This window comes from Janthinobacterium sp. (assembly GCF_009923995.1).
In the GTDB taxonomy this organism is placed as follows: Bacteria; Pseudomonadota; Gammaproteobacteria; order Burkholderiales; family Burkholderiaceae_D; genus Janthinobacterium.
Window position 1 is genome coordinate 64,678 of the sequence record NZ_RFSK01000022.1, and the last position, 13,792, is coordinate 78,469.

6 protein-coding genes are annotated in these 13,792 nt (G+C 65.4%); 2 read left to right on the top strand and 4 right to left on the bottom strand.

Annotation, left to right across the window (positions count from 1 at the left end; all coding sequences use genetic code 11):
• Positions 1-5: 5 nt before the first annotated feature.
• Positions 6-1,070, bottom strand: a complete 1,065-nt coding sequence (gene aroG, locus EBS11_RS13280) for a 3-deoxy-7-phosphoheptulonate synthase AroG (protein ID WP_076569233.1) — start codon at positions 1,068-1,070, stop codon at positions 6-8.
• A 523-nt stretch (positions 1,071-1,593) separates the two neighbouring features.
• Between aroG and EBS11_RS13285 the strand changes: the two genes are divergently transcribed.
• Positions 1,594-4,440, top strand: a complete 2,847-nt coding sequence (locus tag EBS11_RS13285; protein WP_290603427.1) for a TonB-dependent receptor — start codon at positions 1,594-1,596, stop codon at positions 4,438-4,440.
• Between the two features lie 120 nt (positions 4,441-4,560).
• Here EBS11_RS13285 and tldD read toward each other — a convergent pair whose 3' ends face one another.
• The 3 genes from tldD to EBS11_RS13300 form a co-directional block, all read right to left on the bottom strand.
• Complete coding sequence (gene tldD / locus EBS11_RS13290; RefSeq protein WP_290603428.1) at positions 4,561-6,018, bottom strand: metalloprotease TldD; 1,458 nt, start codon at positions 6,016-6,018, stop codon at positions 4,561-4,563.
• 99 nt (positions 6,019-6,117) lie between these two features.
• A complete protein-coding gene (locus EBS11_RS13295) occupies positions 6,118-6,918 on the bottom strand; it encodes a carbon-nitrogen hydrolase family protein (protein WP_290603429.1) in 801 nt (266 codons plus the stop codon).
• 36 nt (positions 6,919-6,954) lie between these two features.
• Positions 6,955-11,133: a YhdP family protein gene (locus EBS11_RS13300; protein ID WP_365955381.1), complete on the bottom strand. Its 4,179-nt coding sequence runs from the start codon at positions 11,131-11,133 to the stop codon at positions 6,955-6,957.
• Between the two features lie 266 nt (positions 11,134-11,399).
• On the opposite strand from EBS11_RS13300, the gene glnE reads away from it, so the two are divergent.
• A partial coding sequence (glnE, locus tag EBS11_RS13305; protein WP_290603431.1) for a bifunctional [glutamate--ammonia ligase]-adenylyl-L-tyrosine phosphorylase/[glutamate--ammonia-ligase] adenylyltransferase occupies positions 11,400-13,792 on the top strand: 2,393 nt, incomplete at its 3' end.

Below are 13,792 nucleotides of genomic sequence, written 5' to 3' on the forward strand. Positions count from 1 at the left end.
CCAGCTTATTCCTGGTCGCCCTGCAGGCGGCGCTGCTTCACGGCCGCCGCCAGGTTTTCCAGCACGGCCACGCTGGCGCTCCAGTCGATGCAGCCATCCGTGACGGACTGGCCATAGATCAATTCCTTGCCCGGGATCAAATCCTGGCGCCCCGCCACCAGGTGCGATTCCACCATCACACCGACGATGCGGCTGTCGCCGCCCGCCACCTGGCTGGCGATGTCGGCGCACACGGGAATCTGGTTTTCCGGCTTCTTCGAGCTGTTCGCATGCGAAGCGTCGATCATCAGGCGCGCCGCCAGGCCCTGTGCCGCGATGGCCTTGCACGCCTCGTCCACGCTGGCCGCGTCGTAGTTCGGCGTCTTGCCGCCACGCAAGATGATGTGGCAATCTTCGTTGCCGTTGGTCGAGACGATGGCCGAGTGGCCGCCCTTCGTGACGGAGAGGAAATGGTGCGGCTGCGAGGCGGCCTTGATGGCTTCCACGGCGATTTTCACGTTGCCGTCCGTGCCGTTCTTGAAGCCGACCGGACAGGACAGTCCCGATGCCAGCTCGCGGTGCACCTGCGACTCCGTCGTGCGCGCGCCGATGGCGCCCCAGCTGATCAGGTCGGCGATGTATTGCGGACTGATGACGTCGAGGAATTCGGTGCCGGCCGGCAAGCCCAGTTCATTGATATCGCGCAACAGTTCACGCGCCATGCGCAAGCCGTCGTTGATGCGGAAGCTGTTGTCCATGTACGGATCGTTGATCAGCCCCTTCCAGCCCACCGTGGTGCGCGGTTTCTCGAAGTACACGCGCATGACGATTTCCAGTTCGCCGGCGAAACGCGCGCGCTCCTTGACCAGCAGGCGCGCGTATTCCATCGCCGCCTTGGTGTCGTGGATGGAGCACGGGCCGATCACCACCATCAGGCGGTCATCCTGGCCGTGCAGGATGCGGTGCAGGGCGATGCGGGCGCTGGCGGCAGTCTGCTCGGCTTGCTCCGAGCAGGCAAATTCGCGGATCAGGTGGGACGGCGGAGTCAATTCCTTCATTTCGCGAATACGCAAATCATCGGTGCGGGGCATCATTTTCTCCAAAATTTGAACAAGGGTAAAACATCTGGGTAAAAAAAAACCGCCATCAGTGGCGGTTTTTTAGAATTTGCTGGGATCTCGTTTTGCTGCTACGTGAACCGACCGCTACTCCACCGCCTTTGGGTTGGAATTGCTAAAGTAAAAATAAGCGGTAAAAAAGTGGCGAGCGAACATGCGAGTCATCCATAAGTGATGAACGACTATAAACCTAAATTGCAAGGGTTGGCAAGCATATTTGTCGGCAAAGCCGCATGCCGCCGCCGTTTTCCACTGCGAAGCACGCAGAAAAGCATGAAAAGTTGCGCACCGCTGACGAGCCTGCCACTGCCGCGCACCATGCGCCGCCAGCCCTCGCTAGCGCTGTGTCCGTCGTGGCGCACGCGCCACGTAAGACCCATTGCGTCAGCGGCAAGCGACGCACTACTGATCAAGATCTAATCCGGCGCGGACCGCAGGGACAAGACTCAAGGACGCATCGACGACCTTTGACTGCCTGACCTTTACGGAGACCAGCATGACCCCTACCTCATCGCCCCACCCCGCTTCCTTCCCGTCACCACGCCTGGGCCTGGCCCTGGCGGGAGCACTGTTGAGCCTGCCTGTGCTGGCACAGGAGGCCACCCCGATTGCCCGCGTGGAAATCACCGGCTCGAACATCCGCCGCGCCCAGGCGGAAACGGCGTCGCCCGTGCAAACCCTGAACGCGGCCGATATCGAAAAATCGGGCAAGTCCAGCGTGGCCGAACTGCTGCAGACGCTGGCCGTCGACAACCAGGGTTCCGTGCCCACCACCTTCGGCAACGGCTTTGCCGCCGGCGCCTCCGGCATCTCGCTGCGGGGGCTGGGCACGGCCTCGACCCTGGTGCTGCTGAACGGCCGCCGCGTGGCGCCGTATGGCCTGGCCGACGATGGCCAGAAAGTATTTGCCGACCTGAACATCATTCCCCTGGAAGCCGTGGAGCGCGTGGAAATCCTCAAGGACGGCGCCTCGGCCATTTATGGCTCGGACGCCATCGCCGGCGTGGTCAACGTGATCCTGCGGCGCGACTACCAGGGCACGGCCATCAAGGGCAATTACGGCAAGACCAAGGACTGGGACGGGCGCGACGCGCGCGCCGCCATCACGCACGGCTTCGGCAACATCGACAGCGACCGCTACAACGTGCTGCTCAATCTCGAATACAGCGAAAAGGCCGCCATCTGGAACCGCGACCGGGCCGGACGGGGCGCCGTCGGCCGCAGCGACTTGCGCGACCTGGGCTTCAGCGCGCAGGAAACGCTGGGCGGCACGGGTGCCATCACCACCAACAACGCGGCCGGCAGCGCCGTCAACGGCAATGTGCGCAATCCCGACACGCTCGACTACTACAACCGGGGCAACCTGGCCGGCGTGGGCTTTACGCGCACCTTCCCCGGCGCCGCCTGCAGCAACTTCACCAGCCATCCCCAGGGCGATCCCGGCGGCGGCTGCCTGACGGATGCCGCGCAGCAATATGGCCAGATCCAGCCCAAGCAAAAGAACATCAACTTCTTTGGCCGCGCCGCCTGGCAACTGACACCGGCGCTGCAAACCTATGCGGAACTGAACCTGTATCACAGCGAATCGAACTCGGCCACCACACCGTCGACCGTCAGCGGTTCGGTCGGCTATCCGGGCGGGCCCGTCAGCAATGCGGGCGTCTCGCTGGGCGCCGACCACCCCGACAACCCGTATTTCGGCACGGCGGCACGGCTGCGCTACCTGGCGGCCGACGTGGGGCCGCGCACGTCGGAAGTCGATTCCACCTTCACTCGCTTTGTCGCCGGCATCAAGGGCGCCGTGGCGGGCTGGGACATCGACAGCGCGCTGCTGTATTCGCAAAACAAGGTGTCGAACGACCAGGGCGGCTACCTGCAGCGCGACGTCGCCTTCGCCCTGCTCAACCCCACTGCCGCCAACGTGGCGGCCGCCAGCCTGAACCCCGCCTATGCGGCCCTGCCGGCCGGCAGCCTGTGGCGCATCGCGGAAAACGCGGGCCTCAATTCGCCCGCGCTGTACGCGGCGCTGTCGCCGCGCATCTCGAACGATGCCAAGACGCATATCGCGCAGATCGACTTCAAGGCCAACCGCGAAATAGGCAAGCTCGACGGCGGCCCCCTGGGCGTGGCCGTGGGCGCCGAATTCCGCCACGAAGCGACGGAACTCAAGCCCACCACGGGCACGGAGCGGGGCAATATCATCGGCCTGGGCTACTCCGCCTACAAGGGCAGCCGCAACGCCTCGGCCATCTACGCGGAAGTGCTGGCGCCCGTGCTGAGCACCGTGGAACTGTCGGGGGCCCTGCGCGCAGACCATTTCACGGATGTGGGCAATTCCTACACGCCGAAAGTGGGCGTGAAATGGACGCCCGTGCGCGAGCTGGCCCTGCGCGGCACCTTCGCCAAAGGCTTTCGTGCGCCCAGCGCGGCGGAAAACGGCGTCGGCGGCCTGGCCGCGTTTTCCACCGCCAGCGATCCGCTGCGCTGCGCCCTGGGCGTGGCGGTCGCCTGCGATCCCGCCTCGATCGCCGTCATCACCTCGCCCAATCCCCATTTATCGCCCGAACGTTCGCGCAGCTATTCCGTGGGCGCCGTGTGGGACCCGCTGCCGCGCACCAGCATTTCCATCGACCTGTGGCAAATCCGCCGCAAGAATGAAATCAACCAGGAACAGACGGATACGGCCATTGCGGAAGGCCACGTGGCGCGCGACCCGTCGACGGCCACCACCATTCCCGGCGACCCGGGCGCCATCACGGCCGTGCTGGCCAGCTATGTGAATTCGGCGCAGACGACGGTGCGCGGCCTCGACGTCGACGCCCGCCAGCGCTTCAACCTGGGCGGCGACTACGGCAGCCTGACCTTCGACGTGAAGTGGACGCACTTGTACAAATGGCTGCGCACGGAACAGGACGGCACGCAGCGCGATTTTGCCGGCACGCATGGCAATTGCGATGTATCAAACTGCATGGGCACGCCGGCAGACCGCATCAACCTGGGTGCCACCTGGGAACGCCAGAACTGGCGCGTGAGCGCCAACGTCAATTACCGCGCCCACCTCGACAACGTGCTGTTCAAGAACGATCCCGACGGATGCGCCACGCACTTCGCCGACGGCACGGACGCGCCGCGCGGCTGCCGCATCGCTTCCTTCACCACGGTGGACTTGACGGGCCGCTGGCTGGCCACGCCCAAGCTGGAAGTGTTTGCATCGATGCAGAACCTGTTCGACAAGATCGCCCCGCTCGACCCGCTCACGTATGGCGCCACGGGCTACAACCCGCTCGATTACGCGGGCGCGGCGGGACGCTTTTTCAGTGCGGGGCTGAAATACAAGTTCTGATGCAAAGCTTGTTTACCCCAGCAGCAAGGAGCGGGGTCGGCCCCGGCAGGGACATACGGCCCGGTGGGCCGCATGTCGATGCCGGCGGAACCGCCCCCGCATGCGGCCCTAGCTCGACAGTCAGGCAGTCCCGCCCACCGTGATGCCGTCCAGGCGCAGGGTGGGCTGGCCCACGCCCACGGGCACGCTCTGCCCTTCCTTGCCACACACGCCCACGCCCGAATCGAGGCGCATGTCGTTGCCGATCATGGAGACGCGGTTGAGCACGTCGGGGCCGTTGCCGATCAGGGTCGCCCCTTTGACCGGATAGCTGAGCTTGCCGTTTTCGATCATGTACGCTTCGCTGGCCGAAAAGACAAACTTGCCGTTGGTAATGTCGACCTGGCCACCGCCAAAGTTGACGGCATACAGGCCGTTCTTCACGGAGGCGAGGATTTCGCCCGGGTCCCTGTCACCGCCCAGCATATACGTATTGGTCATGCGCGGCATGGGCAGGTGGGCGAACGATTCGCGCCGCGCATTGCCCGTCACGGGCATCTTCATCAGGCGCGCATTCATGGTGTCCTGGATATAGCCCTTCAGGATGCCATCCTCGATCAGGGTCGTGCACTGCGTGGGATTGCCCTCGTCGTCGATATTCAGGGAGCCGCGGCGGCCCGCCAGGGTGCCGTCGTCGACGACGGCAACCCTGGCGGCCACGCGCTCGCCGATGCAGCCGGAAAACGCGGACGAGCCCTTGCGGTTGAAATCGCCTTCCAGGCCGTGGCCGATGGCTTCGTGCAGCAGGATGCCGGGCCAGCCCGGCCCCAGCACGATGGTCATGGGGCCGGCGGGCGCGGGACGCGCTTCCAGGTTCACCAGCGCCGAATTGACGGCGTCCGTCGCATACTGCTCCAGCACGGCATCGCTGAAATAGTCATAGCTGTAGCGTCCGCCACCGCCGGCAGAGCCCGTCTCGCGGCGGCCATCCTGCTCGGCGATCACGGTCAGCGACACGCGCACCAGGGGACGGATGTCGGCCGCCAGCACGCCGTCGCTGCGCAGCACCAGCACCACGTCGTATTCGCCGGCCAGGCCCGCCATCACCTGCACGACCCGGGGGTCTTTCGCGCGCGCCATCTTTTCCACGCGTTCCAGCAGCTGCACCTTGGCCGTGGCGTCCAGCGAGGCGAGCGGATCGTGGGGCAGGTACAGCGAGCGTCCGCCCTGCACCATCGTCTGTCCCGCGATCTTGACCTTGCCCGCGCCGGTGCGCGCGATGGTGCGCGTGGCGGCCGCCGCTTCCAGCAGGGCACGCTCGGAAATCTCGTCCGAATACGAAAAAGCCGTCTTGTCGCCGGAGACGGCGCGCACGCCCACGCCCTGGTCGATGGAAAAACTGCCCGTCTTGACGATGCCCTCTTCCAGGCTCCAGCCTTCGCTCTTGGTGAACTGGAAGTACAGGTCGGCATAATCGACCTTGTGCGTAAACATCGTGCCCAGGGCCTTGAGCAGCTTGTCTTCGTCCAGGCCGAACGGCGTGAGCAAAATATCGCGCGCCACGGCCAGGCTGGACAGATTGGATTCAAATGGATTCATGGCTCTTTCTCACAATTCAATTCTTTTGCAGTGCCTCGCAGAAACGTCGCGAACGGCAGCCGGAAAGCACAACGCGCAGCAGCGTATGTCAGCTACCCCTCACATGGTGCGGTGTGCCAGGGCGGGCAAGGATTCGCGCACGCCGGCCAGGAACAGGGGATCGATCTCGCCACTGACCACGCCTTCGCCTTCGGGCAGCACGGCCTTCACTTCGCCCCACGGGTCGATCAGCATGCTGTGGCCCCAGGTGCGGCGGCCGTTCGGATGCAGGCCGCCCTGCGCCGAGGCCAGCACATAGCATTGGTTTTCGATGGCGCGCGCACGCAGCAGCACTTCCCAGTGGGCGCTGCCCGTCGTGTGGGTAAACGCAGCCGGCACGACGATCAAGGCGCAATCGCCCATGGCACGGTACAGCTCGGGAAAGCGCAGGTCATAGCAGACGGACAGGCCGACGCGGCCGAACGGCGTGTCGATAGCGCGCACCTGCGCGCCCGCCACGATGGTGCGCGATTCATTGTACGACTCGGTGCCGCGCGTAAAGCCGAACAGGTGGATCTTGTCGTAGCGCCCGGCCGGTTCGCCTTGCGGGTCATACACCAGCGTGGTATTGAGGACCTTGCCTTCCTCGTCCGAGATCAGCGGCAGGGTACCACCGATCAGCCAGATGCCGTGCTGGCGCGCCATCTGCGCCATGCCATCCTGGATGGGGCCGCTGCCAGGCTGCTCCGCATGGGCCAGCTTGTCCGTTTCCTGCCTGCCCATGATGGCCCAGTATTCGGGCAACACCACCAGCTCGGCGCCGCCGGCGGCCGCCTGCGCCACCAGGCGCCGCGCCGTGGCCAGGTTGTCGTCCACGGAAGGCGAGGAAATCATTTGTATCGCTGCGACTGTGTGCATCATTTCACCTCTTGTCCATTCGAGCTTGCTGCGTGGCACTTATTTCGCCACGGCATCTTTCGCCGCCGCTGCCGGCGTGGCGACAGGCTCCAATTTACCACCATCGAGCTTCGTCACCACGGGCGACTTCCACGGGCCGGCGATCTGCATATGATAGGTCAACGCCTTCATCACGGGGGCGCGCAGGAACAGCTGCGCCAGGAAGCTGCCCAGGCCGATGACGGGGTTGACTGCCAGCGCGTAGACGAGCGGACCCGTGCCCAGGTTGAATTCCGGGATCACCACCACGTGCAAATTCGTCGTTTCATTGGCGATATCGGCCGTGCCATCCATCAGCACCGTGGCGGCCACGCCGTGCATCTTGAGATTGTCGGTGCTGACCACGCCCCGCTTGATGCTGGCATTGGCCGTGATGCCGTCGAAGGCCAGGCCTTCGGAAAACACATCGTGGAAATCGAGCTTCAGCAGGCGAGGCAAGGCTTGCAGGCTGAGCACACCCAGCAGCTTGGCCGCGCCCGGGTCCTGCTTGAGGAACTGGCCCGACTCCACGTTCATCTCGATCTGTCCCGACAGGGTGGGGATGTCGAGCGAATACGGCAAGCCATTCCAGGCGATGTCGCCGCTCAGGCGCCCCTTGCCGCGGCGCAGCGTGTCGGCAAAGCCGAAGCGGTCCAGCAGCTTGCCCGCGTCGACGATGTCGAGGCCGAAACGCAGGCTGGTCGTGCTTTGCCCATCCTTGATGACCCATTTGCCATTGCCGCTCAGGGCGCCGTCGGGATTGGACAGTTGCAGCTTGCCCACGCGCCACTCGCGCCCGCCGGCGGCCATGGTGTTATACGCCTGCAGTTCGAGCCGGCCGATCTTCTTGTTGAACAGTTCAAACTGCTCGGCCACGATATCGAGCGAGGGAATGGACTGGGCGCCGCTCTTGCCTTCCAGCAAATTCTTCACGTCGTTGGCGGCCGATTCCGGGATGATCAGCGAGGACAGGCGGGCCGTCATCTTGCCCAGGCCGGACGGGGTTTCCAGCCACGTCACGTAGCCCGAAACTTGTTTCGCATCAATATTGGCTTGCCACACGTCCTTCTGGTGCGTGGCGCCCACGACGACGTTTTCCAGCTTGCGCTCGCCCAGCATCAGCTCGCCCGCGCGGGCCGCCATCATGTCGGGCACCACGTATTGCGCGATATCGGGCGCATCGCCATCGGCGGCGGCGCTGTCGGCCGGGGCCGTGCCGCTGCCGGCAATTTCGCTGCCGGCGTCGATCCAGCTGTCCACGTCGAGCGCCTTCATATTTACGTTGAGCATCATGCCGCTGTCCGGTTCCGGCGCCGGCACGTTCACGCCGATGCCGCCGCGCACCAGGCGCCACGGCTCCTTGCCCTGCTTCTGGCGCTGGTAGCGGGCCGCGATGCCGCCCCCCAGGGCGATGCGTATCTCGTCCGTGCGCAGGCCCGCCGCATTGGCCGCATTGCCCGTCAGGGTGAATTTCACGGGCAGGCTGTCGCCCGCCGGCTTTTTCAGGGGCGCGGGGAAATCCAGGCCCAGTCCCGTCAGCGGCGACTCCACGTTCACCACCACCTGGTGGTCGCGCGCCGTGATCAGGCCGTTGTAGCGGGCGCCGCCATTCAAATGTTTGGCCAGGCGCTGCAGCACGGGTGCCGGATAGGTCTTGCGCAAGCCGTCGATGGTCATGTTGCCGGCGATTTTCACCTGGATGGAATTGTCCGGCTGCGTGCCGCCCGAAATGGCCAGGGGCCCGCCCAGCAGGCTGCCATTCAGGCCGTTCAGGTTGACGCCTTTTTCGTTGAACTCGATCTTGCCCTGCGCGCCCAGCACGGGCGGCATGTCATGGAACAGCACCACGTCATTGCCGGCCAGCTGCAGACTGCCTTGCACGGTCGACTCCATCAGGCGCTCGATGGGCAAGTGCAATTTGAGTGCCAGCCTTGCGTTGCCGGTGGCCGTGGTTTCATCCGTAAAATGCTCGATCCAGCCCAGCACGGGGCTGGCCGTCACATACTTGAGGAATTCCTGCATGGGGCCGGCCGCGTTGCCCTCGATGTCGAGCAGGGTGTCGAACACGGTCAGGTCGGGAATCACGGCCTTGACGTTGGTCAAGGCCACGCCGCCCGTGGTGGCAGTGTCGCCGCGGATTTCCATGCGCGCCCGCTCGAAGACGAAGCTGCCCTTGATTTTCTCCGCCTGCGGCCACAACGGCGCCTTGCCGGCCAGCGGGCCGCTGTCCGCAAATTCGCCCGGCGCATAGTTCAGGGTACCGTTGTCGATCTTGCCGGCGATGCGGAAGTCACCGCGGCTGCGCTGGGCGGCACCCCGCTGCGCGGGCGTGTCGGCCTTGAAGGGGAAATGCGCCAGTTCGCCGCGCAGGCGCAGGCTGACATCGCGCGCCACGCCGCCTTCCAGCGCGCCCGTCAGCCAGTGGCGCAGGTGCTCGGGCGTCTGCATGGGCAGGTAGCGGCCGATGGTATTGATCTGGAAATTGTCGATCGTGCCCGTCAAGTCCACCTGGCCCGGGTCCTTGCCGTCGAGCGGCATGCGGTGCGAGCCATGCAGGGCCACGCGCAAGCCTTGCTGGTCGAAGTCCAGCTTGTCCAGTTCGACCTGCAGCATATTGTCCGCTTCAAACGTCCAGCGCGCCTGCATGGCGAATTGCGCGAACGGCATGGCCGGTTCGCTCAGGTAGGACGGCAATTGCAGCACCAGGTCCTGCGCATCGATGGCGATGCTGCCGCCCTTGTCGCTGGCGTCGATCGTGCCCGTCAGGTGGTCGAAACCGGGAATGGCCGGTGCCGCCGCCTGCGCTGGGCTGGTCGCCGTCTTCGCCACGGCCAGGCGGGCGGGCTGCGCATTGAGTCCCAGTTCGACCAGCTTGCCGCGCAGGCGGTAGATGGCGGGCGTGGCGATATCACCCTGCCATTGCGCGGAAAAATCCTGCAGGCGGCCCCGTGGCGCCAGGGCGTCGAGGCGCTGGCGCTGCTGCTGGCCCAGCGGCAGCTTGTCGGCCAGCGCGGCCAGGGTCTGCAAATCGAGGGACTGGGCCGCGATTTCCGTCTGCGCCGGCTTGCGCCTGGTGGCGGCCACATAGCGCTCGGACAGGGTCGTGGGCGGCAGGCTGAGGCCATCGCGTGTTTCCAGCGCGAAATTCGTCAACTCCACCTGGTGGCCGTTTGCGCCGAAAGTCGGCTTGCCGTCCGGCACCTGGGCCGACAGGTCTTCCTTTGCTGAAATACGTCCACTCACCGTCAGCAGGTCGAGCGGCGCGATGTGCTCGCCCAGCCGCGCCTGCACGTCCGTCAAGCCCACGTCGGCCGTGAAGCCGGCCAGGCGCGCGTGATCCAGGCTCAGCCAGGCGCGCAGGGCGCCCTTGCCCTGGCTCAGCTCAAACGGATAATCGAGGTAGCGGCGCCAGGCGGCCAGGTCGGCATTTTTCAGGTCGGCATACAGCTCGCCCTTCCACATCGACACGTCCGAGATGCGCTTGCTGAAAGGCGGATGCGTGAAGTGAGCGCGCACATCGATGGGCGCGGCCAGGCTGGCGGGCGGCGTCGCCTGCAAGCCCAGGCGGTGGCTGCGCCAGCGGTTGCGCAGCAAGACATTGAGCTGGGTCAATGCCAGCTCGGGCGTGCCGCGCGCCTCGTCCGTCCAGCGTACCTTGCCGTCGCGGATGATGATGTCGTGCTGCGACAGCAGCCAGTCGGCGCCCTTGCCATCGCTGCCCTGCTTGCTGTCGACGAGCACGCCGGCCACGTACAGCTTGCCTTCCTTGCTGCGCCGCACGTCCAGGTCGGGCCGCGTGATTTCCAGGCTGTCGAAGCGCACGGAACCGAGCACGCTCCACCACGACAGGGTGGCCGACACGCTCGGCAGGCTCAGCGCCTGGCGACCCGTCTGGTCGCGCAAGGTCACGTCGCCCAGGAACAGGTTGGGCCGTACGCCATGCCAGGAAGCATAAATACGCGCAATACTGACGGGATTGCCCAGCGCGCGGCTGGCGGCGCGCTCGATATCGCCCTTGTAGTAATCGATATTCGGCAGGATGGCGTAACGCAGGAAGAGAAACAGCACGGCGAAGGCGAAATACGCCAGCAGCACCAGTTTCACGGTAAAACCCAGCACGTGGTGGGTGGCCAGGTTCGCCATGCGATAGGCGGCACGCAGCCGCTGCCAGCGCAGGGCCAGTGGCACATGTTCTGTCACGCTTGCTTCTGGCGGTTTTTGCATCAATAAGCTAATAAACTGGCCCGGCGTCAAATAATGGCAAAAATCGTCTGAATTCGTGGTGCGCGCCTGCATCCTTGCGCTTGCGTCTGAGCAAAGCCTCCCTTACCATCGTCCGGGAGACCGTGCACGGCCGGCAGCAACCCTGCCAGCGGCACAATTTTACCGCATCCCCCGCCGTTCGCAGCCATTTAACCGACAACCATGCACGCAGCATCCACGCAGCACCTACCGACACCGTCACCATGAGCCAAACGCCTTTGATTTCCGCCTCCCGTTTCTACCAGCGCTGGCTGGGCGCCGCCCCCGAGCGCGCCGCGCAGGTGGCCGAACTGGTGCGCGCACCGCTGGACCAACTCGACTTCGCCGCCGCGCTGGCCGCCCAGGCGAACACGGCCACGCCGCCCCTGCCGGCCGAGCGGGCCATGCGCCGCCTGCGCAACCTGCTCGTCTGCGGCTTGATCGAGCGCGACTTGGACGGCCGGGCCGACCTGAACGAAGTCGTCACGGCCATGACGGGCTTTGCCGACTTCGCCATCCGCACGCACGTGGACGCCATCATGGCCGAGATGGTGGCCCAGCACGGCATGCCCGTGGGCGAGGAATCGGGCGAGGAACAGGCATTGATGGTATTGGCGATGGGCAAACAGGGCGGCGGCGAGCTGAATGTGTCGTCCGACATCGACCTGATCTTTGTTTACCCGGAAGATGGCGACACGCAAGTGACCGGGCCGGGCCAGCGCAGCCTGTCCAACCATGAGTTTTTCATTCGCATGGGCAAAAAGCTGATCGCCGCCCTGGCCGAAATCACCCAGGATGGCTTTACTTTCCGCGTCGACATGGCGCTGCGCCCGAACGGCAACTCGGGTCCCCTCGCCGCCAGCCTGGGCATGGTGGAGCAATACCTGATCGTGCAGGGACGCGAATGGGAACGCTATGCCTGGGTCAAGGCGCGCGCCGTGACGGGCAAGGCCGAGGATATCGCCGCGCTCGACGCCATCGTGCGCCCCTTCGTCTTCCGCCGCTACCTCGATTTCGGCGTCATCGATGCCATCCGCACCATGCACGGCCAGATCCGCGCCGAAGTCAACCGCCAGGAGCGGCTGCACCCGGACCGCAGCAACAACGTCAAGCTGGGGCGCGGCGGCATCCGCGAAATCGAATTCCTCGCGCAAGTGTTTCAATTGATACGGGGCGGGCGCGACGCCGAACTGCGCGACCGTTCCACGCGCGCCACCCTGCGCACGGTGGCCGACAAGGGATTGCTGGAACCGGCCATCGTGGAACAGTTGCTCGGCTCCTACACCTTCCTGCGCAACCTGGAACACCGGCTGCAGTATCTTGACGATGCGCAAACCCACACCTTGCCCGCGAACGAGGCCGACCGCCTGACCGTGGCGCAGATGATGGGTCTGCCCGACACGCCCACCCTGCTGGCCAGCCTGGAAGCGCACCGCGTGTTTGTTGCCGGCCAGTTCGACGAGATGTTCAGCGACAAGAGCAGCGGCACGCCGCCGGCCGACACGGGCATCGACCCGCAGACGTCGAACGACTGCGCCGCGTCGGACCAGCAGGAAGCCATCGAGGCGCGCTTCGCTGCCCTCGGTTTCGACGAGCCGGCCGCCTGTGCGCGGCGCCTGCTGGCCACGTGGCAGGCGCCGCGCCTGCAATCCTTGCCCGAGGCCAGCCGCACGCGTTTAGTGGCCCTCGTCAATTCCGCCCTGCCCCTGATCGCCGACTGCTCCATCACGACGGGCAAGGCCAGCCAGCTGGCCACCCTGGGGCGCCTGCTCGATTTCCTGGAAGCCATTGCGCGCCGCTCCGCCTATCTGTCGCTGCTGACGGAATACCCGCACACGCTGGAACGGGTCGTGCGCATGGTGTGCGCCAGCGGCTGGGCCGCCACCTTCCTCACGCAACACCCTATCCTGCTCGACGAGCTGCTCGACGAGCGCATCCGCCACACGGTGCCGGACCCGGCCGCGCTGGCGCTGGACTTGCAGCGCCAGCTCGACGATGCGCCCGGCGATACGGAGCGGCAGATGGATATCCTGCGCGAAATGCACCATGCGCAGCTGTTCCAGTGCCTGGCGCAGGACCTGGCGGGCGACCTCAGCGTGGAAAAGCTGGCCGACTACCTGTCGCAGCTGGCCGACATCATCGTCGCCGCCACCGTGCAGGCCGTGTGGCAAACCATCCCCAGCCGCCACCGCGAGGTGCCGAAATTCGCCGTCATCGCGTATGGCAAGCTGGGCGGCAAGGAACTGGGCTATGTTTCCGACCTGGACGTCATCTTCCTGTTCGACGACGATGACCAGGAAGCCCCCGGCCTGTACGCCAAGCTGGCGCAGCGTTTCATTACCTGGATGACCTCGCACACCTCGGCCGGCATCCTGTTCGACATCGACATCGCCCTGCGGCCCGACGGCGCCTCGGGCATGCTGGTCTCCAGCGTGCAGGCCTTCGAGCGCTACCAGAGCAGCGCTGCCTGGGTGTGGGAGCACCAGGCCCTGACGCGCGCGCGCTTCTGCGCCGGCGACGCCACCATCGGCAAGCATTTCGAGCGCATCCGCGACACGATATTACGCAAGGAACGCCCGGAAAACGGCCCGCTCAAGGGCGAAGTGGTGGCCATGCG